Raw genomic sequence first — 20,654 nt, forward strand, 5'->3', positions numbered from 1 at the left:
GCGCTTGCCCGCAAATTGCTCGCCATCGCAAACGCCATCATCAGGGACAAAACAACCTTCCGACGAACCACCTGACAAACACAGTTGCCAGCCAGTCCAAAGCGTTGGGCTGGAAAACCCTTCCTGATCAGCCTAGCAACCGGGCGAGAAATATCACGTAAACGGCATAGCCCGCATTGGCGAGAATGAGGCAGAGGCAGGCGAAGGAGCCGAGATCCTTGGCGTTCCTGCCCATCTCGGAGATCTCCGGCGAGACGCGATCGACGATCTCCTCAATCGCGGTATTAATCGCTTCGAAGGCCATCATCAGCAGAAACAGGATCGCCATGGCGACATATTGGAACAGGTTCGCGCCGACGGTCGCGAACGCGGCCATCGCGACGGCAAAGGCGATGAGTTCGTGGCGGAATGCCGCCTCTCCGATCAGACGCCTGGCACCGCCGAAGGAGTAGCTGGCCGCAGCAAACAGGTGCCGAAATCCGGTATGCTTGGTAACCGGCCCGGCAGCGCCTTTGCGGGGGTTGGTGTTCTTGGCGTCCATTTCGTCTCGCGAGTTGAGAAAGCGAACAGCTTCGACGTTCCGATTAAGGCGAATCCAAGGCGGCACCATGAGGATAGCATGCAGGCCGGGCAATCGACAGCAAACGGGTAACGCGTCTCGGGCCTACTCCCTATGCTACACCTTGTTACTGACGCCAGCCTGCGCAAAGGTCGCCATGCCGCTGTGGCACGCCGCCGCCGCTTTGACGATACCCGCTGCAAGGGCCGCACCTGTGCCTTCGCCAAGCCGCATCCCGAGGGCCAGGAGCGGGGTCTTGCCGAGCTTCTCGATCGCGCGCATGTGGCCGGGCTCACTTGAAACGTGCCCGATGAGGCAATGGTCGAGCGCGGCCGGATTGGCGGCCTTGAGGATCGCCGCGGCTGCGGTTGCGACATAACCGTCGATGATGACGGGTACCTTTTGCATGCGCGCCGCGAGAATGGCGCCCGCCATGGCCGCGATTTCGCGGCCGCCAAGCCGGCGCATGACTTCCAGCGGATCGGACAAGTGGTCGCGGTGCAGTGCCACGGCCTTTTTCACCGCCGCAATCTTGCGCTTGAGAACCTCTCCTTCCGAGCCGGTTCCCGGCCCCACCCATTCCTCGGCAGTGCCGCCGTAAAGGCCGAGATTGATGGCTGCTGCGATCGTTGTATTGCCAATTCCCATCTCGCCGATGCAAAGCAGGTCCGTGCCGCCGGCGATGGCCTCCATGCCGAAGGCCATGGTAGCGGCGCAATCACGCTCGGACAGAGCGGGTTCTTCGGTGATATCGCCGGTCGGGTAATCAAGGGCCAGATCGAAGACTTTGAGGCCGAGATCATGCGCTACGCAGATCTGGTTGATGGCAGCCCCACCGGCGGCGAAGTTCTCGACCATCTGCGCGGTGACCGAAGCCGGAAACGGCGTCACTCCCTGACGGGTCACGCCGTGGTTGCCGGCGAAAATCGCCACGAGCGGCCTGTTGACGGCCGGCGGGCGGCCCGTCCAGGCGGCAAGCCAGAATGCGATTTCCTCCAGGCGCCCCAGTGCGCCGGGCGGCTTCGTCAATTGCCCGTCCCGCTCGCGTGCGGCAACGAGTGCCGCCGTATCGGGGCCAGGCAGGTTGCGCAGTAACGCGCGAAAATCATCAAACGGCAGGCCGCTGGCGCTCATGGACAATCCTTGCGATGTGAACTCGTTCCGGGCTCGTCATAGAGCGTGAGGGCGCGTGCGGCAACGGCATTTGCGCCATTTGCCGTCGTCTCGCATGATCTCGGGAATGCCCGGCGATTCGGGATGCGGGAGACGAGATGACGGAAATTCGAGAGTTCTGGGACGACGTCGCACGGTCGGTCGCCTTCTTGAGCCGCATCCCCGTGCCGGATCGGCATTTCCGCGGCCATGACGGCGGACTCGGCCGCGCCGTGCGCGCCTTCCCGCTTGCGGGCATTCTGATCGCCCTCCCCGCCGCCGTGACGGCGGTCCTTCTGGGCGCTATTCACGCGAGCTCGCTCTTCACCGCCTTCTTGATCGTCGCCGCCCAGGCGACGGTCACGGGCGCCTTGCACGAGGACGGCCTTGCGGACACGGCCGATGGTTTCGGCGGCGGGCGCGACCGCGAAAGCGCGCTGGAGATCATGAAAGACAGCCGGATCGGCACCTATGGCGCGGTCGCCCTTATTCTTTCCTTCGGAATTCGCGTCTCGGCTCTTGCCGCCTTTCTGCCGCTGCTGACGCCGACAGGCGGCGGAGTTGCGCTGCTTGCTACCGCCGCGCTCAGCCGCGCCGCGATGGTCTGGCACTGGTCCCGCCTCCCGCCTGCCCGCCGCGACGGTGTGGCCGCGGCTGCGGGGGCTCCCGAGGCGCCAGCGACGTCAGTGGCACTCGGCTCCGGGGTCATCCTCGCCCTTGTGCTGTTCTTTCTGTCCGGCATCCCGACCGTCGCCGTCCTGCTTTCGTTCGGTGCCTTCGTGCTTGCCGTCCTCAGCTTTACCCGGATCGCATCACGCAAGCTCGGCGGCCATACCGGCGACACCATCGGCGCCACCCAGCAACTGACGGAAGTCGCCGTTCTGGGCGCTCTTGCACTGGCGATCTGAAAGGCCGATATATTCAACGAAACAGAGCAGAGCATTATCCGGACCATGGAATCTCCCTGCATTCTAGTCTGCACGATCGACGACAGGACCGGTTACTGTTTCGGCTGCGGCCGCACGCGCGACGAAATCGGCTCCTGGACACTGTATTCCGACGCCGAACGGCACGGCATCATGCAGGCCCTGCCGGCGCGACTGGAAACCGTCGAGCGTAAACCGCGGCGGGAAACGCGTCGGACTCGTATCGCGCGGGAACGAAACGGCGCATGAACCGGCTGATTCTCCTCCTGGCAATTCTCGGCATCGGCCTCGTGCTCCTGATCCTCAATCACGATTCCGGCCGGACGTTCGGCATGAACAATGACGATTTCGGGCAGCTCGTGGCTCTCGGCGCCCTTGCCACGCTTTTTGCGGCCGGCATTGTCAGAAGCCGCCGCACGCTCGGCGAGGGATTGACCCAGATTGCGATCTGGATCCTGATCGCGGTGGTTCTGGTTGGGATTTACGTCTACCGGTTTGACCTTCGGTCCGTTGGCGAACGGGTGCTGGCCGGCCTTATGCCTGGCCGCGCGATGGTCATCACCGACAGCGAGGGCCAGCAGGAGGTGGTGCTTCACAAGCGGATCGACGGCCACTTCGCCGCAGATGCGACGATCAACGGGCACGACGTCAGCATGCTTGTAGACACCGGCGCGAGCAGCATCGTGCTTACCCATGAAGACGCTGCGAAGGTCGGTATCGACGTCGCAGGTCTCGGCTACACGATAACTGTCATGACCGCGAACGGACCGGCGCTCGCCGCCCCGGTCACCCTGCCGGAGATCGCCATAGGGCCGATCCGGCGGACGAATATTCGCGGCATGGTCGCGGCCGAAGGGCGGCTTGACAGCAGCCTGCTCGGCATGAGTTTTCTGTCGACGCTCGATTTCCTGCAGATGCGCAGCGACGAACTGCGGCTCAGGGATTAGCGCGTAGTCAACTGCGCAGCTTGTATCCGGTGCGAAAAATCCACGTCAGAGCGGACATACACAGAGCGAGAAAGACGAGGATGATCGCCGCGCTGGCGAGCGGATTGACGTCGGAAATCTCGAAGAAGCTCCAGCGAAATCCACTGATCAGATAGAGAACCGGATTGAAGTGGCTTACTGCCCGCCAGAATGGCGGCAGCATATCGATCGAGTAGAAGCTGCCGCCGAGAAAGACGAGCGGCGGAATCACCAGCATCGGGATGAGATTCAACTGCTCGAAGTCCTTCGCCCATATGCCGATGAGGAAGCCAAACAGGCTGAAGGTCACCGCGGTCAGAACAAAGAAGAAGAGCATCACGAAGGGATGGGCGATGCTGAGATCCACGAACAGCGAGGCGGTGATGAGGATGATCGTACCGATCATCAATCCCTTCGTGGCCGCCGCCCCGACATAACCGAGCACGATTTCCAGCATGGATATCGGTGACGAAAGCACCTCATAGATGGTGCCCGTGAATTTCGGGAAATAGATGCCGAAGGAACCGTTGCCGATGCATTGGGTCAACAAGGTCAGCATCATGAGACCGGGCGTGATGAAGGCGCCGTAAGAAATTCCGTCTATCTCCTGGATGCGCGTGCCGATGGCAGCACCAAAGACGATGAAGTAAAGCGAGGTGGAGATGACCGGCGACACCACGCTTTGAAGGAGCGTGCGTCGCGTGCGCGCCATTTCGAAGAAATAGATCGATTTGACTGCCTCGATGTTCATCGCCCCGCCTCCACGATTTCAACGAAGATATCCTCGAGCGAACTCTGTCTCGTGGAAATGTCTTTGAGCCTCAAGCCCGCCTCGGCCATTGCTGCGAGCAGCGCCGTGATTCCCGTCCGTTCCGCGCTCGTGTCGTATTCATAGATCAGACGCTCGCCATCGCCTTCGAGCCGCAAATCGTAGGAAGCGAGCGAATCGGGCACAGTCTCAAGCGGCTGAGTAAGATCTACGCGCAACTGCTTGCGTCCGAGTTTCGTCATCAGCGCCTTCTTATCCTCTACCAGTAGTATTTCGCCGCTGTTGATCACGGCGATCCGGTCGGCGATCTCCTCGGCTTCTTCGATATAATGCGTCGTGAGAATGATGGTCACGCCCGAGGCGCGCAGCCGTTCGACCACCTCCCACATGCTCTTTCGCAGACTGACGTCGACGCCCGCCGTCGGCTCGTCGAGGAACAGGACGCGCGGCTCGTGGGAGAGCGCCTTGGCAATCAGCACGCGCCGCTTCATGCCGCCCGAAAGCTCGCGCAGCGTGCTGTCCTTCTTGCTCCAGAGCGACAGGTCCTTCAGCACCTTTTCGATATGCTCAGGGTCCGGCTTCTTGCCATGAAGCCCGCGTGAGAAGGTAACCGTGTTCCATACCGTCTCGAAGGCATCGGTTGTCAGTTCCTGCGGCACCAGGCCGATCATCGCCCGCGTCTGGCGAAAATCGCGCACCACGTCGTGACCGCCGACGGTAACTTTGCCGCCCGTCGCATTGACGATACCGCAGACAATGGAGATGAGCGTCGTCTTGCCAGCGCCGTTCGGACCAAGAAGCGCGAGAATCTCACCCTCTTCGATATCGAGGCTGACGCCCTTCAGAGCCTCGAAACCCGAGGCATAGGTTTTCGAAAGATTGGAGACGGAAACGATTGGCGCCATGAAACATATCCGGGAAAAGGTACAAAGTCGGCAGGGTGCTGCTCTATATGGGCCGATTCACACGGATTTGCAGCCCGTCCGATCCAAATTTAGGTTGACACTTTGTCAACGGAGCTGCCTCGGCGGCCTTTTCCGGTGCCGGAAAAGGCCCAGCGGAGGTCGGGGGGACCGCTCATCGGCCGCCCCCCTGGCGGCAGAAAATCTCATATAGCGCCGTGACCAGCCTCACGGCTTTGTCCTCGGCGAGCCGATAGAATATCTGTTTCGCGTCGCGTCGCGTCGCCACGATGCCGGCCTCTCGCAGCACCGTCAATTGTTGCGACAAGGACGGTTGTCGGATACCGAGCATCTCTTCCAACTGCCCGACCGAGTGTTCGCCTTCGATAAGGGTGCACAGGATCATCAGCCGGTTCTCGTTTGCAACCGCCTTGAGCAGTGCCGCGGCCTCGTCGGCCCGCTCTCTCATGCAAGGGCGAATGTTCCGGAATTTGGTAATCGTTCCCATGACAGGACCTCAGCCCCACGCCGCTCCCTTGAGCGCGTTCAGTGGAAACTTCAGGTAACGGGCGCCGTTGGCCTCCGGTTCCGGCAGGCGGCCGCCGCAAATGTTGACCTGCAGCGCGTGAAGGATCAGCTTGGGCATCGGCAGCGTCCTGTCACGCGCCTCGCGCAACGCGACGAAAGCCTCTTCGGTCATGCCGACAACATGGGAATTGCGGCTCTTCTCCTCGTACACCGTGCTTTCCCACCGCGGCTCTCGCCCGTTCGGCCGATAGTCATGACCGGTGAAGATCCGGGTTTCATCCGGCAATGCGAGAATGGTATTTATGGAGCGCCACAATTGCCGGGCGTCTCCTCCGGGGAAATCGGCACGCGCGGTGCCGCTGTCCGGCATGAAGATCGTATCGTGCACGAACGCCGCATCGCCGATGACATAGGTTATCGAAGCAAGCGTGTGGCCCGGTGAGTAGATCACGCGACCTTCGAGCGAACCGAGGGAAAACTGCTCTCCGTCCGCAAAAAGATGATCCCATTGCGAGCCATCCGTTGCAAGCTCCGGCCAGTTGTAGATCCCTTTCCAGAGGTTCTGGACGCGGACCACCTCGCAGCCGATACCGGTCGGCGCCCGCGTCATTTCCTTCAAATATGCGGCAGCAGAAAAATGGTCCGCATGGGGATGAGTGTCGAGGATCCACTCGACCGTCAGCTCGTTCCTTTTGACATGATCGAGGATGAGCTCCGCCTGCCGGGTCTCGATCGATCCCGACTTCTCGTCGAAATCGAGCACCGGGTCGATGATCGCACAGCGCCTCGTCACCGGATCTGCAACGACGTATTGGATGCTTCCCGAGCGCGCTTCATAGAAGCCTTTGACGCTTGGTCGTGCCGCTGCATCTGCAGCCATGATCGGTCTCCATTATAAGTATACGATAAAATATAATGAATGTCGTTTTTGCTGCTAAGTTTCGTCTATCCGGCCATTGTCCGGCCACGAAACGAAATCCTAGCGCACCGCTCCACTAACGGCTAACACCTAATCTGGCCTGCCGGTCCTCACCTCGGCCCGCCTAGTCGCAATGCCGGTAACCGGTTTTGCGCGTCCTTAAATCGAAGTGGAAATGATCCTTGTGGAAAGGATCGCTTCCAGGACCAAGGACCGTATTGAAATACTTGCAGCTATCGGAGCGTACGGCCTTCAACAGGCCCCTCTCGCGAAAGGCGAAGAGACCTTTCCGGCGGACATCGATTTCCTTGCCGTTCTTCAGCACGAATTTGCCGACATCGATCGCATTTCCGCGCGAATGTTCCGACATGGGATTACCGCGCCGGGAGTTCATCGTCCGGCAGGAATAGCCGCCGAGCGGCTTGATCGTCTTCACTCCCGACCAGTAACGGTAGCGCGACGATGGCGCGAGCTCGTACTTCACCCATTTGGCGAATGCTTCGGTCACCTGGCAGTTGAGCTTCACCGCGGGCTTGACGGCGATATCGCCGGAAAGGCCGCTGAGTTCGATCGGGTAATCGATACCGCAGGACGGTCCGTTGTAGATTTGCGGTACGTCACGGAATATGACGCCGAGCTGTTTCAACCGTTGCCGGCAGGCGACCTCCGGACCCGGCATTGCGCCGGCATGTGACGGCGCGGAAAGCGGGCTGCGGGCGCGGGGTATGAAAGCGACCTGCTGTGATTCCTCGGCAGGCGCCGACCGTTGCGGCGCGAGAGCGCGCCCACTTTTGGCTTCCACGGCCGAATTCTTTGCCGGTGTCAGAGGCGGCAGGTCGGGATCGAAGCCGGGGTTCGTCTCGACCGCCGGTGCTGCCGGCTCCGGCGTTCCGGCAAGCTGGCGGACATCGCCCTCGCCGATTCCGGCCACGACCGGCTGCGTTGTATTCCCTTCCGCGATTTCACGCGACTGCTCCTGCGCCAGCCCAACGACAGGTTCGACGCCAAGCATGGCGTCCATGTTCACACCTTCGGGCGGAACTGCGCTGCTGGCCGCCGGCGTAACAGAGGTCTGACTGGCTATCGCGACGGGTCCTTCAGCGGGATAGGCAGCAACCTTCTGCTCCGGCATCGCAACCGGGGCCGGGCTGATTGCGCCGACACGGGCGCCCCCGTCGATTCTAGCCGGGGGTGCAAGCACGTCCGTGGTGCAGGCAACGAGCGGAATGGACAATAGCAGCGCCGCCAGGGGACGATGGAGAAGAGAAACATACGCCATACTGATTGCCGCCTTCATCCATGACAAAGCTCCCGCCTTGTCGCTCCGCCGCCTGCCCAAAGCCGAGAGTGACCGTGCGAGATGTCGCCAAGCGGGCGCGCGGTCGACAAAGTCGGCTTCGCGAAGCAATTTAAGCAAACGTGGTAAATGAAGCCTTTCCGGCATCGCCCAAATCGGGAATGCAAAAGACAAGGCCCGCATCCTCGCGAATGCGGACCTCGGCTTTGAGAGCCTTTCCGAATTTCAGGAATCGATCACGTTCATGTTCTTAAGGTCGATCCGACCCGACAACATCGTGATCTATCGGCATTCGCCCGGATGGATCACGCGGAAACCATCCGCTCCTGCCTCGCAGGCATTCGGGAACGTTCTCGTACCCCTGCCACGCTGGCCGCAGACCGGTGCGAATTCCCGCGTGCAGAACTGCGGCTGCTGCGGGCGGTCATCCTCCCGGCGGCATTCGCCGGGGGCGACGACGCGGAAACCTTCGGCACGCGCAATGCACGAATTCGGGAAGGTCTGCCTTCTCGGGCCGCGCTGGCCGCAAACCGGAGAAAACTCACGCGTGCAGACCTGCTCCTCCGGCGGACGAGAGGCCGGCCGGCATTCGCCCCGATGGACGATGCGGAAGCCATCTGCGCGTGCCTGGCAGGCATTGGGGAAGGTCCGCGTGCGATTGCCGCGTTCGCCGCAGACCGGCGCAAACTCCATCGTGCACATTTGCGGGCCCGGCGGGCCGATCGGCCCGGGGCCGGGGCGCTCGTCGACGACAACGGTGCAGGCCGAAAGGAACCCCGCGGCGAGCACGAAAAGGGCGGCCGACTTCATGATCAAACGCTTTAAAGGCAACACGGCACTCTCCTTTGAACGGCATCTCGTTGGCCTGAGCGGTGTGCGAAAGCCCATCCTCCCGTCGGCTCATCTCGCCTGTTTTCGGCCATGCGTCAACTCCCGCGAGATGCGCATTCTTCACATACCACCGATAGGAGCAGGCATACCCCCCGCCTTATCGATCGGGCGAGGAGCCCGCGCGTCTTTCGACGCCGGGCTCCTCAACGATACAATGCTGATGGGGCGTTAGGCTGCTCTGCCATATGCCGGCTGCGCGCCCTCCTGCAGCCGGAACTGTCCGAGCAGCGCCTTCAACTCGCGGCTTTCCTGCGCCAGCGTCTGGCTTGCCGCGGTCGTCTCCTCGACCATGGCCGCATTCTGCTGCGTCATCTGATCCATGCTGTTGACGGCTGTGTTTACCTCCTGCAGTCCGGTTGCCTGTTCCCGAGCCGCGGTTGCGATGGAAGCCACCTGTTCATTGACGCGGTTGACCAGGGACTCGATCTCCATCAGCGCGTCGCCCGTCGAGCGGACGAGTTCGACGCCGGCACCGACCTCCTTGACCGAAGTGGCTATCAGGTCCTTGATTTCCTTTGCCGCGCCGGCCGAGCGTTGTGCGAGCTCGCGAACCTCCTGGGCAACGACCGCGAAGCCGCGTCCGGCTTCCCCTGCCCGCGCCGCCTCGACGCCTGCATTGAGCGCGAGCAGGTTCGTCTGGAAGGCGATCTCGTCGATCACCCCGATGATCTGGCTGATCCGGCTGGACGACGCTTCGATCCGCCCCATGGCATCGATCGCATTGCGGACGATGCCGCCGGATTTCGCGGCACTCGCCTTCGTCTCGTCTACCATGTCGCGCGCTTCATGGGCGCGGTCCGACGCATGGCGTACGGTGGAGGTTATCTCATCAAGTGCGGCTGCCGTTTCCTCAAGAGCCGCCGCCTGCTGCTCCGTACGGCGCGACAGGTTGTTGGCCGCTTCCGAGATATCGGCGGCGCTGCCATGGACGATTTCGGTCGATTGGGAGATCGCGCCAATGACGTCGCGAAGCGCCGCGGCGGCCGTGTTGAAGTCGTCCTTGAGCTTGGTGTATTCCGGCGCGATCCGCGCGACCTCGGCGGTCAGGTCGCCGCTTGCCAGCCGCTCCAGAGCCGCCCCGAGTGTCTCCATCGCCTCGGCCTGGATCGCGGCAGTCTTTCGCTGGAGCTCTTCATTGCCGCGCCGTTCGGAATCCAGACGGTCCTGCTGTTCCGCCTCGCGCGAACGAAGCTCTAATCGCTCCTTGACCGAGTCGCGCAACACGACCAGCACCTTCGCCATCTGCCCGATCTCGTCGGCGCGATCGGTTTCCGGAACATCCAGGGAAAGGTTCTCGTCCGCGATCGCCCGCATCGAGATCTTCAGCTTTTCGATGGGCCGGACCACGCTGCGCACGATAGCCAATGCCGCCATGAGGATCGCAAGCGCGGCCGCGGCCAGAATGCCGGCCATCTGCCATGCGCGCTCGCGGAACATGGCGGCGAGATCGTCGGCGTAAACACCGGTACCGACCACCCATCCCCAGGGCTCGAAACCGGCCACATGCGAATACTTAAGCACAGGCTCGTCCGCGCCGGGCTTCGGCCAGTAATAGTCGACGAAGCCCTTTCCATGTGCTTCAACCGTCTTCACGAACTCAACGAACAGGAACTTGCCGTTTGGATCCTTGTTCTGCGTCAGGTCGGCGCCATCGAGTTCAGGTTTAATGGGATGCATCACCATTGTCGGATGCATATCGTTCACCCAGAAATAGCCGCTTTCCTGATAGCGCATAGCCCTGACCGCCTCCAGGGCGCGGCTCTGTGCTTCTTTGCGCGACACCCTTCCGGCCTTTTCCTGGCCGTGATAGGCATTGAACACTGTGATTGCGTTCTCGTTCATCGCCGCGAGCATGGCCTTCCGCTCGGCGACCAGCCTGTCCTGCGCCTGAACCAGTCCGAAGGTCAGCGCCGCCGCCATCGTCAGCAGCGCAAACGCCACCAGCGCGTAAAGACGCGCCGAAATCCGAATTCTTCTCATCCCCTGCCTCCATTCCGAGGCGTGCAGATTATAAGTAGCTATTTGCAAAGCTCCTAACAAACGATCACTAGATTTGAGGATGCTCGAATTAACGAAGAAACCACCACGCGCCCTGCCTTCACGTTTCAGCGTGGAATTGTTCCGAGTGCCCTTTGCTCGCGCCGGAGCGGTGCGCTAAAGCTTTTGTCGCAACAGGGAGACAGGGCCGAATGACCGCAGCGAACAAGCCGAACGGCGAACTGACCTTGCGCACGCTCGCAATGCCCGGGGACGCCAATGCCGCCGGCGACATCTTCGGCGGCTGGGTCATGGCGCAGATGGACCTTTCCTGCGGCATACGGGCCGCCGAACGCGCCAGGGGGCGCGTGGTGACTGCGGCCGTGAAGGAAATGGCCTTTGCGTTGCCGGTGAAGATCGGCGACACGCTCTGCATCTATACCGATATCATCAAGGTCGGCCGGACGTCGATGACGCTGAAGGTCGAGGCTTGGGCACAGCGTTACCTCTCGCAGGTCATGGACAAGGTCACGGATGCGATCTTCGTGATGGTCGCGCTCGACTCGTCCGGCAAGCCGACGCCGGTTCCTGCCGAGGAATAGGGGCCGAGTGCATGGAGCACGTACAGCCCGATCCAGCGATCTTTTCTCATATTCGCGTCGTCATGGGCATGGTGATCAGCCTGTCGCTCGCGCGGCTCCTCAGCGGCATCGCGCTTTTCGTACAGCATCCGGGCAAGACGAAGGTCTACTGGATCCATCTCGGCTGGGTGCTGTTCATGTTCGTCTTCCTCGTCCATTTTTGGTGGTGGGAATATCACCTGCATTCGCTGGCGGTGATCGACGTAAGCGTCTACCTGTTCGTCATTCTTTATTGCTGCGTCTTCTTTCTGCTCTGCGTATTCCTCTTCCCGACGACCCTCGACGACTATAGCGGCTACGAACATTATTTCATGTCCAGGCGAGCCTGGTTCTTTGGCTTTCTCGCCCTCGCATTTGCTGTAGACCTCATCGACACCGCCCTGAAGGGCAAGGCCTATTTCCATTCGTTCGGTGTGGAATATCCGCTGCGCAACGCGGCCTATATCGCCCTCTGCGTCATTGCCGCGGCGACACCGAACCGCCGTTTCCATGCAATCTTTCTGGTGGGCGCCGTTCTCTACCAGCTCACATGGATGTATCGCGCCTTCGACCTCCTCGATTAAGATACTAAGTGCGGAATTGCCCCTTCACGGAGATGTCTCATCCCTTGAAAATGAAGGACGCCCCGAGTGCGATCAGCGCGAATCCGATGAGCTGATGCCAGCCGATCGGCTCCTTCAGCCAGAAAATCGAGAAGAGGACGAAAATCGTGAGCGTGATCACCTCCTGCATCGTCTTCAGCTGCGCCGCCGAATAAACCGCGTGCCCGATCCGGTTCGCCGGCACTGCCAACCAATATTCGAAGAAGGCGATCCCCCAGCTTGCGACGATGACGATATAGAGCGGCGACGAAGTGAACTTGAGGTGGCCATACCAGGCGAAGGTCATGAAGACATTGGAGAGCAGCAGCAGGACGATGGGCCAGACATAGGCGGGGTTGACGGCAAATGGCATCGGAAACCTCGGGAGAGCGCGAATCAATAGCTGAGAATGACCACGGGAAATATCGGCCGCAAGAGCTTCGATGGCCACTACCACGTCTTCGACCTGCCGAAAAACCGGCCGTCACGTTTCCCTTTTGTACTCGTTCCCCCTTCACTTTCGACCTGACTCTGTCCATATTCCCGGCATGGCCCGATCACCAAAAAACGCACCGAAGAAATCCCCCGCACCCGACGGTTTCGAAGAAGCACCGCAGGCGCCGCTTTCCGGCACGCCGCTCTCCGGCAACGTCTCCGACTGGGTGAAGCAGCTCGAGTCGGAGGCGGAAGCGAGCACTTTCGAAAGCCGGCGCGAAGTTGCCTCCAAGGCCGGCAGGCATCGGAAGAAGGTGGAGATCTCCGCGTCGAAATCCGCCCGCGGCACATCGATGGGCGGAACGACCGATCCGAAAACGCGCGCGGCTGCCGGGCTCAATCCGGTGGCCGGCCTCGATGTGTCGCTGGAGGATGCGGACAAGCTTACCTCGGGCTCCGGCGTCACGGCCACCGTGGAGGCGCTTGCGAAGCTGATCGAAAGTGGCAATCCGCTTTTCAAGGACGGCAAGCTCTGGACGCCGCACCGCCCAGCCCGGCCCGACAAGTCTGAAGGTGGCATCGCCATCCGGATGCAATCGGATTACGAGCCCGCCGGAGACCAGCCCACCGCGATCGCAGACCTGGTCGGCGGCCTCGCTTCGGGTGAGCGCAATCAGGTACTGCTCGGCGTCACCGGTTCGGGTAAGACGTTCACGATGGCAAAGGTCATCGAAGCCACGCAACGGCCGGCAGTCATCCTTGCGCCGAACAAGACGCTCGCAGCCCAGCTCTATTCCGAGTTCAAGAACTTCTTCCCGGATAATGCGGTCGAATATTTCGTCTCCTACTACGACTATTATCAGCCGGAGGCCTACGTTCCACGATCCGATACCTATATCGAGAAGGAATCCTCGATCAACGAGCAGATCGACCGGATGCGCCACTCGGCGACGCGTTCGCTGCTCGAGCGCGACGACGTCATCATTGTTGCCTCGGTCTCCTGCATCTACGGTATCGGTTCGGTCGAGACCTATACGGCAATGACTTTTCAGATGAGCGTCGGCGACCGGTTGGATCAGCGGCAGTTGCTCGCCGACCTCGTGGCACAGCAATACAAGCGCCGCGAAATGGATTTTCAGCGCGGCTCCTTCCGCGTTCGCGGCGACACGATCGAAATCTTCCCCGCCCACCTGGAGGATGCCGCCTGGCGCATCTCCATGTTCGGGGATGAAATCGACTCCATCACCGAGTTCGACCCGCTCACGGGCCAGAAGACCGGCGACCTCAAGTCGGTGAAGATCTACGCCAACTCGCATTATGTGACGCCGCGTCCGACGCTGAACGCGGCGATAAAGGCGATCAAGGAGGAACTGAGCCACCGTCTCGTCGAACTGGAACGTGCCGGGCGCCTTCTCGAGGCGCAGCGGCTGGAGCAGCGCACCCGATACGACATCGAAATGCTCGAAGCCACCGGCTCGTGTCAGGGCATCGAGAACTATTCGCGCTATCTCACCGGCCGAAGGCCGGGCGAGCCGCCGCCGACGCTGTTCGAGTATATTCCGGACGATGCGCTCATCTTCATCGACGAGAGCCATGTCACCATTCCGCAGATCGGCGGCATGTATCGCGGCGACTTCCGCCGCAAGGCGACGCTTGCCGAATACGGCTTCCGCCTGCCCTCCTGCATGGACAACCGGCCGCTGCGTTTCGAGGAATGGGACGCGATGCGTCCTGACACGATCGCCGTATCTGCAACGCCGGGCGCCTGGGAGATGGAGCAGTCAGGTGGCGTCTTCGCCGAGCAGGTGATCCGCCCGACCGGCCTCATCGATCCGCCGGTGGAGGTGCGCTCCGCCAAGACGCAGGTGGATGACGTGCTCGGCGAGATTCGCGAGACGGCCGCCGCGGGCTATCGCACTCTCGTCACCGTGCTCACCAAGCGCATGGCCGAGGACCTGACCGAATATCTGCACGAACAGGGCGTGCGGGTGCGCTACATGCATTCCGACATCGATACGCTGGAGCGCATCGAGATCATCCGCGACTTGCGTCTCGGCGCCTTCGACGTGTTGGTCGGCATCAACCTCCTGCGCGAAGGCCTCGACATTCCCGAATGCGGCTTCGTCGCAATTCTCGACGCCGACAAAGAGGGCTTCCTGCGCTCCGAAACTTCGCTCATCCAGACAATCGGCCGCGCCGCCCGCAACGTCGATGGCAAGGTCATCCTCTACGCCGACACGATCACGGGTTCGATGAAACGGGCGATGGAAGAGACCGGCCGTCGCCGCGAGAAACAGATGGCCTACAATGCCGAGCATGGGATCACTCCGGAATCGGTCAAGGCGAAGATCTCCGACATCCTCGACTCGGTCTACGAACGCGACCACGTTCGCGCGGACATCTCCGGGGTCGCCGGCAAGGGCTTCGCCGATGGCGGCCACCTCGTCGGCAACAATCTGCAGGCGCATCTCAACGCCCTCGAAAAGCAAATGCGCGACGCCGCAGCCGATCTCGATTTCGAGAAGGCCGCACGCCTACGCGACGAGATCAAGCGTCTCAAAGCTGCGGAATTGGCCGTGCTCGACGACCCGATGGCGCGCGAAGAGGCGAGATCGCAGGAAGGGGGCAAGCGAGGCAGCAAGGGCGCAGCGACCAGGACGGACTCCCTCCCCCCTGTGGGGAGTGTTGGGGAGGAGGCAACCACCTACTTCACCAAACCCTCGCTCGACAGCATGGGCCCGGGGACCGACACCGAGCGCCCCCTCTTCCGCAAACCCCAACTTGACGAAATGGGCCGCGACGTGGCTGTCCCTTCTCCCCGCGGGCGCGTAGAAGGCGCCCGAGACGCCGGTGCGGAACAAGGCCTGTTCAGGAAAAACACGCTCGACGAGATGACGGTCGGCCGCACCGAAAAGCCGGTTCAAGGTCAAGCTCCTGAAAAGCCCACTCTCACCCGTGCCAAGCCGGGCGTCGGCTCCTATGAGGACCCGGCGGAAGAGAAGCGGCGCAAGGGGCGGACGAAGGGTAAGACGGGGCGGCCGGGGCGCTGAATAATAACCGCCTCCGATCTTGGAGATGGCCGACGCAGGGGCGATGCACTGATCCGAGTGCCCAGGTGTGCGGCTCGCAAAAGCGTGAGTCTAACCCCTGTTTTTTAGGGATACCTCGAATTGATTAGCCCGACATAGCCGCTGAAACCAGTAGGTTTTTAGGGAACTTTTCCTCCAAATACTAATTTAGTCTCCACTAATTTAGGGAGGAAATCATGAAGACCCTGGATATATTTCTTTCGACGACCGGCCTCGCTCTGATGACGGCCGGTTTTATGACAGCGGCAACGGTTCCGGCGCGCGCCCAGAACGTCGTGGGGCCAATGCTGGTGGCTGAGCAGTGCAGTCCTCTGACGGATGCGAATTATGAGGCCTGCTGCATGGCTCAGAACAGAGCCGAAATCCTGACGGCCGAACAAATCAATCAGTGCCCGCCGCTCTCCACGGCTTCCATTGGAGGTGGCTTTTCCACGACAAACTCCGACAGCGGCCCGCGCAATCTGAACGGCGACAATGGTACCGGCGGTGGCGGTAGCGGCGGCGGCGGTGGCGGTGGCGGCGGCGGCGGTGGCGGCGGTGGCGGCGGCGGTGGTGGCGGCGATCCCGGCGGCGGCGGTGGCGGCGATCCCGGCGGCGGTGGTGGCGGCGATCCCGGCGGCGGTGGTGGCCAAGACAATGGCAAGGGTAATCAGGACCACGGCAAGGGCAACCAGGACCACGGTAAAGGTAACCAAGACGACGGGAAAGGTGACCAGGACGATGGGAAAGGTGACCAGGACGACGGCAAGGGCAATCAGGACCGCGGCCTCAAAGGTAACCAGGACGACCATCATCGCGATGACGGCAAGTCGGGTGACTAAGCAGTAAATGCATTGGATTGCCTTGAATTCATAATCACGAAGCATACCGTGTCGGCACATCCTGGCCGGCACGGCACGGCGGGATCGTTATTCCGCCGCGTGCGCCTTCGCCTCCACCGCCTCCAACTCGTAGGAGTAACCCTCGAGCATGGTGTAGGCTTGCTCGATCACTTCGATCTGGGCTTCAGTGTTCCTGATCGCCTCCACGATCGATTGGCTGCGGGCGCGCAGCATCGAGCCGAGCACATCCGTCTCGGGGCGCCTGCCGAGGCGGTCGAGATGTTTGCGAACTCGGGAACGGTGGCGCTCCAACTCCAGGATGTGGAAGCGATTTTTGACGATGTCGTCGGAGAGCTTGCGCCGCATCGCCGCAACCGGGTCGAAGCTGCCCGGTTCACGCTCGTCGAGGATGAAATCATTCACGAGCGTCTCAAGCATCATCAGGCCCTTCAGGTCCTTCGGGTCGGCAAGCTGCGGATCATAGCCGGTGTCGTCGTAGACTTTGCGGCGGACCGGATCCTTCAGGAGTTCGTAGGCTGCCTGAAGCTTGCCGAATTGGTCGGCGTCCCCCCCACGGTCGGGATGCGCGGTTTTCACCGCACGGCGATAGGCCGTTCGGATCGCCCGTTCGTCAGCGTCGCGCTCAATTCCAAGAAGGGCATAGGGATCGATCACGCCGGCCACCTGCTCATCGTCAATTTGCATATTCGTCTCCCGCATAGACCTACCGGTTCGCCGCTGCAGCAGCAAGCCCGTGAAGTGTCGAAGGGAACGCCCACGCTCAGCCCAATGCCCCGACGAAAATATGGTCTAAACGAGGCAATCCACGACATTCAGTCCGTGCAGCGACGCCGCCAGGGGCGCAGAACCCAATGGCGAGACGCATCTGAACAGGTGCAAGATCGCAAGAACTTCCCCTTGCCTTTTTCGCCGAATACTGCCACTTTTGTTTCTGTTCGGGCGTTTTCAATCCCGGAGACTGGACTTTCGCTTTGAGCCTGGCTTGCCGCCGGGACAGCCGCAAGCGGCATCGTAGACGTCTTTTCCCCGATATCGTGACCACTCGACGCCTTTCAGCGGATTCGCTGAAGACGATATGTTCGCTTCCTTCCGGGGGCGCGGACACACTACATAAAGCAACCGATGCGTGATAATGAAGCGCAGGGTTGCGGCAAAGACAGACTGAAGGAAAAGGACTTCTTCCATGGCCACCAAAGGCATCGTCAAGTTTTTCAACCAGGACAAGGGTTTTGGTTTCATCACGCCGGAAGGCGGTTCGAAGGACGTTTTCGTCCACATCACCGCTGTCCAGGCCGCAGGTCTCACCACGTTGAACGATGGCCAGGAGGTCAGCTTCGACACGGAGCCGGATCGCATGGGCAAGGGCCCGAAGGCCGTCAACCTCCAGGCTCTCTAAGCCTTCGACAGAGCTTGAAAGAACGGCGCTTCGCAAGAGGCGCCGTTTTGTATTGGAGGGCCGCCCCGAACCGAAATCCCTACTCCGCCGCCTGCCTCGCCGTGAATGCTTGGAATACTGCATCGAAGGCGGTATGGATCACCTCCGGACCCGCGTCCTTGCGAGTGGCCCTGGTCGAGAGAATCTGGCGATAACGCCGGGCGCCGGGCCAGCCCTGAAAGAGCCCGACCATATGGCGGGTGACGTGGATCAGCCGACCGCCGTTCTCGATATGCGCAGCCGCATAGTCTTCCATGACGTCGCGAACACCCGACCAGAATTCCAGCGACAGGTTGTGGTCACGATCGGAGAACCCGTCGGGATCCGTCGGCACGGCCGCGGCACCCGTCAGCGGGTGCCGGAAGTATCCATCGGCGGCCGTCAGAAGGCCACTGTCGTGATAGGCCGCCCGGCCGAGCATCACGCCATCGAGAGGAGCGCCGCTCTTGATCTCGGTCGCAGCCTTCATGGCTTCCCCTGCAGGCAACGACCGCGGATCGAGATGCGACAGCGCCTGATCCAACCCTTGAAGCCCCCCATTGATGCCAATGAAAAGACTCTCATTTTCCGCCTTCAGCCGGTGGACGAGCCCGTAATCAAGCGGAGGAATCTCGCGGTTCTCTCTCGGGCTCAGCCCCTGCAGCCAAGCCTTGCGGGCATGCACCCAAACGCCATCCGTTCCCGCATCCTTGGCGCACTTGACGAGATCGCGAAGCGCCACTTCCGGATCCTGATCGTCGACGCCGATACGGCATTTGACCGTAACCGGAATCTCGACCGCCGCCTTCATCGCCGCGATGCAGTCGGCGACCAATGCGGGCTCCTGCATCAGACAGGCGCCGAAGGTGCCGGACTGCACCCGGTCTGAAGGGCAGCCTACATTCATGTTGATTTCGTCGTAGCCGTAGGCTTCGCCTATCCTTGCAGCCTCCGCCATCTTCACCGGGTCGTTGCCGCCGAGCTGCAGCGCGACCGGATGTTCCGATGCGTCGTGGCCGAGCAGCTTTGCCCGGTCGCCGCGCAGGACCGCATCCGCGACGATCATCTCCGTATAAAGCAGGGCATGGCGCGAAAGCACGCGCGCGAAGAAGCGATAATGACGATCAGTCCAATCGATCATAGGCGCCACGGCAAAAACGGGACCATTGAAATACGCGGTTCTCTTCGCTCTTTCAGCAACTTGCGTTCTAATCTTCACGTCACATTTGCTCTCATTTTTACGCTTTCTTGCTCATTTCCCTCGTGCTAGTGCTACATTGTAGCACTTAGAGAAGGCTGTGTAGCACTCAGATGGGCACGATAACCGAGCGAAAAAGCAAGAACGGGAAGAAATCTTATACAGCGCAGATCCGCTTAAAGCGAGATAAGGTGGTCGTCCATTCGGAATCACAGACGTTCGAGCGCAAGGCAGTGGCAACCGCTTGGATAAAGAAGAGGGAAACCGAGCTAAGGGAACCGGGCGCCATCGACCGCCTGAAAGAGAATTCCACCCTCGCCCACGCCATCGATCGCTATATCAAAGAGAGCAGGAAAAAGATCGGCCGGACCAAGGCGCAGGTGCTCGCCAAGATCAAGGACGAGTTCGAAATCGCCAACATGGCATGCAAGGAAATTGAGAGCGCCGACATCGTCAAGTTCGCCACGGAGCTCTCTCACGGGCGACAGCCCCAGACGGTCGGCAACTACATTTCGCACCTGTCCAGCATTTTCGCAATCGCTCGGCCGGCGTGGAAGATCGATCTGGACTATTCGGCGATGGAGGACGCCCAGGTTGTGCTGAAGCGTCTAGGCCTGATAGCGAAATCAACGCAGCGCGACCGTCGCCCCACGCTCGAGGAGCTTGGGAAGCTGATGGAGCATTACAGCGATCGCGAGACCCGCTACGCCGCACACATTCCCATGCGCCGGCTGATCGCCTTCGCGATTTTCTCGACCCGCCGTCAGGAGGAGATTTCCCGCATCACCTGGTCCGACTATGAGGACGAAAACAAGCGCGTGCTCGTCAGGGACATGAAGAATCCAGGCGAGAAGATCGGTAACGACGTGTGGTGCGATCTACCGCCGGAAGCAATTCGCATAATCGCTGCTATGCCACGCACCAAGGTAAAAGAAATCTTCCCCTACGAGGCGAGGAGCGTCAGCGCGTCCTTTACCAGAGCGTGCAGCCTTCTTGGGATCGAGGATCTGCATTTCCACGATCTGCGTCACGAAGGCGTTTCGCGACTGTTTGAGCTTGGCTGGAATATTCCCCACGTCGCCACCGTCTCCGGCCACCGCTCCTGGAATTCGCTGAAACGCTACTCTCACATCAAGCAGCGCGGTGACAAGTACGAGGGCTGGAAGTGGTTGGACATCGTCGCCCCAGCGAAACAGTAGTGGTCCCGGAGAGCCCAATTAACGTTTTGAAAACGTTTCGGTTTTTTTCTAACGCTCGTTCCCCTATTTGTTCTCGGGTTTTCTCTCCGCGTCCCGTATCGTCTCGTGCGGGTTTTCTAATAACTGCGGCGGTCTGCCGTAGCTGGTCGGGGATTAAAATCGCGCCATCTATTTGAAATAGATTGTGTTAGTGCGCGCCTTCGATCTCGCGGCGCGCGGCATTGGCCAGAAAGGCCGAGCGGGTCAGAGAGCGATCCTTCGCCGCCTCGTCGATTGCCCTGAGCAGACCGCGTTCGAAGGTGACGTTGACGCGCACAACAGCCGGGTGTAACTCCGGTCGGGCTACGCCCTCCCTTGTTCACACCCCCGC

The 20,654-nt window shown here is 61.0% G+C and carries 21 protein-coding genes and 1 pseudogene; 9 read left to right on the forward strand and 13 right to left on the reverse strand.

Annotated features, from left to right (window positions below):
- Positions 1-127: 127 nt before the first annotated feature.
- Positions 128-541 carry a diacylglycerol kinase gene (locus tag FB009_RS28040; RefSeq protein ID WP_024312153.1) on the reverse strand — a complete coding sequence of 138 codons (414 nt, stop codon included), beginning with the start codon at positions 539-541 and terminating at the stop codon, positions 128-130.
- 135 nt (positions 542-676) lie between these two features.
- Positions 677-1,693, reverse strand: coding sequence for a nicotinate-nucleotide--dimethylbenzimidazole phosphoribosyltransferase (gene cobT, locus FB009_RS28045; RefSeq protein WP_011975751.1), 1,017 nt, complete (start codon positions 1,691-1,693; stop codon positions 677-679).
- 137 nt (positions 1,694-1,830) lie between these two features.
- Between cobT and FB009_RS28050 the strand changes: the two genes are divergently transcribed.
- The 3 genes from FB009_RS28050 to FB009_RS28060 are packed head-to-tail and all read left to right on the forward strand — an operon-like array spanning position 1,831 to position 3,584.
- Entirely contained in the window at positions 1,831-2,619 is a 789-nt protein-coding gene (locus tag FB009_RS28050; RefSeq protein ID WP_011975752.1) for an adenosylcobinamide-GDP ribazoletransferase, read from the forward strand.
- Positions 2,620-2,664: 45 nt separating this feature from the next.
- Complete coding sequence (locus tag FB009_RS28055; RefSeq protein WP_011975753.1) at positions 2,665-2,886, forward strand: DUF1289 domain-containing protein; 222 nt, start codon at positions 2,665-2,667, stop codon at positions 2,884-2,886.
- Positions 2,883-3,584: a TIGR02281 family clan AA aspartic protease gene (locus FB009_RS28060; RefSeq protein WP_018208283.1), complete on the forward strand. Its 702-nt coding sequence runs from the start codon at positions 2,883-2,885 to the stop codon at positions 3,582-3,584. The genes FB009_RS28055 and FB009_RS28060 overlap by 4 nt, the downstream gene beginning before the upstream one ends.
- Before the next feature lie 7 nt (positions 3,585-3,591).
- On the opposite strand, the gene FB009_RS28065 is transcribed toward FB009_RS28060, so the two are convergent.
- The 7 genes from FB009_RS28065 to FB009_RS28095 form a co-directional block, all read right to left on the reverse strand.
- Positions 3,592-4,353 carry an ABC transporter permease gene (locus FB009_RS28065; RefSeq protein ID WP_011975755.1) on the reverse strand — a complete coding sequence of 254 codons (762 nt, stop codon included), beginning with the start codon at positions 4,351-4,353 and terminating at the stop codon, positions 3,592-3,594.
- On the reverse strand, positions 4,350-5,276 hold the full coding sequence (locus tag FB009_RS28070; protein WP_011975756.1) for an ABC transporter ATP-binding protein: 927 nt from the start codon (positions 5,274-5,276) through the stop codon (positions 4,350-4,352). The genes FB009_RS28065 and FB009_RS28070 overlap by 4 nt, the downstream gene beginning before the upstream one ends.
- A gap of 172 nt (positions 5,277-5,448) precedes the next feature.
- On the reverse strand, positions 5,449-5,781 hold the full coding sequence (locus FB009_RS28075; protein ID WP_011975757.1) for an ArsR/SmtB family transcription factor: 333 nt from the start codon (positions 5,779-5,781) through the stop codon (positions 5,449-5,451).
- Between the two features lie 9 nt (positions 5,782-5,790).
- Positions 5,791-6,681: an MBL fold metallo-hydrolase gene (locus FB009_RS28080; protein ID WP_011975758.1), complete on the reverse strand. Its 891-nt coding sequence runs from the start codon at positions 6,679-6,681 to the stop codon at positions 5,791-5,793.
- 163 nt (positions 6,682-6,844) lie between these two features.
- Positions 6,845-7,999, reverse strand: a complete 1,155-nt coding sequence (locus tag FB009_RS28085) for an extensin-like domain-containing protein (protein ID WP_033043220.1) — start codon at positions 7,997-7,999, stop codon at positions 6,845-6,847.
- Positions 8,000-8,299: 300 nt separating this feature from the next.
- Complete coding sequence (locus FB009_RS28090; protein ID WP_011975760.1) at positions 8,300-8,851, reverse strand: Kazal-type serine protease inhibitor domain-containing protein; 552 nt, start codon at positions 8,849-8,851, stop codon at positions 8,300-8,302.
- A gap of 225 nt (positions 8,852-9,076) precedes the next feature.
- The gene (locus tag FB009_RS28095; RefSeq protein ID WP_011975761.1) at positions 9,077-10,888 is read right to left on the reverse strand and encodes a methyl-accepting chemotaxis protein; all 1,812 of its coding nucleotides are present in this window, start codon (positions 10,886-10,888) and stop codon (positions 9,077-9,079) included.
- A gap of 209 nt (positions 10,889-11,097) precedes the next feature.
- On the opposite strand from FB009_RS28095, the gene FB009_RS28100 reads away from it, so the two are divergent.
- Positions 11,098-11,487, forward strand: a complete 390-nt coding sequence (locus FB009_RS28100; RefSeq protein WP_011975762.1) for an acyl-CoA thioesterase — start codon at positions 11,098-11,100, stop codon at positions 11,485-11,487.
- Between the two features lie 11 nt (positions 11,488-11,498).
- Positions 11,499-12,089, forward strand: a complete 591-nt coding sequence (locus FB009_RS28105) for a hypothetical protein (protein ID WP_011975763.1) — start codon at positions 11,499-11,501, stop codon at positions 12,087-12,089.
- A 37-nt stretch (positions 12,090-12,126) separates the two neighbouring features.
- Here the strand turns inward: FB009_RS28105 and FB009_RS28110 are convergent, their stop codons facing one another.
- Positions 12,127-12,480, reverse strand: a complete 354-nt coding sequence (locus FB009_RS28110; RefSeq protein ID WP_011975764.1) for a DMT family protein — start codon at positions 12,478-12,480, stop codon at positions 12,127-12,129.
- 175 nt (positions 12,481-12,655) lie between these two features.
- Between FB009_RS28110 and uvrB the strand changes: the two genes are divergently transcribed.
- Together uvrB and FB009_RS28120 are read left to right on the forward strand one after the other, a co-directional pair.
- Positions 12,656-15,592, forward strand: coding sequence for an excinuclease ABC subunit UvrB (gene uvrB / locus FB009_RS28115; protein WP_018010205.1), 2,937 nt, complete (start codon positions 12,656-12,658; stop codon positions 15,590-15,592).
- Positions 15,593-15,807: 215 nt separating this feature from the next.
- On the forward strand, positions 15,808-16,452 hold the full coding sequence (locus FB009_RS28120) for a hypothetical protein (protein ID WP_145162469.1): 645 nt from the start codon (positions 15,808-15,810) through the stop codon (positions 16,450-16,452).
- 87 nt (positions 16,453-16,539) lie between these two features.
- Here the strand turns inward: FB009_RS28120 and FB009_RS28125 are convergent, their stop codons facing one another.
- Entirely contained in the window at positions 16,540-17,157 is a 618-nt protein-coding gene (locus FB009_RS28125) for a J domain-containing protein (protein WP_011975767.1), read from the reverse strand.
- Positions 17,158-17,656: 499 nt separating this feature from the next.
- Here FB009_RS28125 and FB009_RS28130 point away from each other — a divergent pair, with 499 nt between their 5' ends.
- Positions 17,657-17,869 carry a cold-shock protein gene (locus tag FB009_RS28130; protein ID WP_003535347.1) on the forward strand — a complete coding sequence of 71 codons (213 nt, stop codon included), beginning with the start codon at positions 17,657-17,659 and terminating at the stop codon, positions 17,867-17,869.
- A gap of 79 nt (positions 17,870-17,948) precedes the next feature.
- Here the strand turns inward: FB009_RS28130 and dusA are convergent, their stop codons facing one another.
- On the reverse strand, positions 17,949-19,028 hold the full coding sequence (gene dusA / locus FB009_RS28135) for a tRNA dihydrouridine(20/20a) synthase DusA (RefSeq protein WP_101799313.1): 1,080 nt from the start codon (positions 19,026-19,028) through the stop codon (positions 17,949-17,951).
- Between the two features lie 170 nt (positions 19,029-19,198).
- Here dusA and FB009_RS28140 point away from each other — a divergent pair, with 170 nt between their 5' ends.
- Positions 19,199-20,284, forward strand: a complete 1,086-nt coding sequence (locus FB009_RS28140; protein WP_127661184.1) for a site-specific integrase — start codon at positions 19,199-19,201, stop codon at positions 20,282-20,284.
- Between the two features lie 187 nt (positions 20,285-20,471).
- Here FB009_RS28140 and FB009_RS28145 read toward each other — a convergent pair.
- Positions 20,472-20,603: pseudogene (locus tag FB009_RS28145) on the reverse strand (type II toxin-antitoxin system HicB family antitoxin); the annotation flags it as partial.
- Between the last annotated feature and the right edge of the window lie 51 nt (positions 20,604-20,654).

It is taken from the genome of Sinorhizobium medicae (assembly GCF_007827695.1).
GTDB classification, from domain to species: Bacteria; Pseudomonadota; Alphaproteobacteria; order Rhizobiales; family Rhizobiaceae; genus Sinorhizobium; species Sinorhizobium medicae.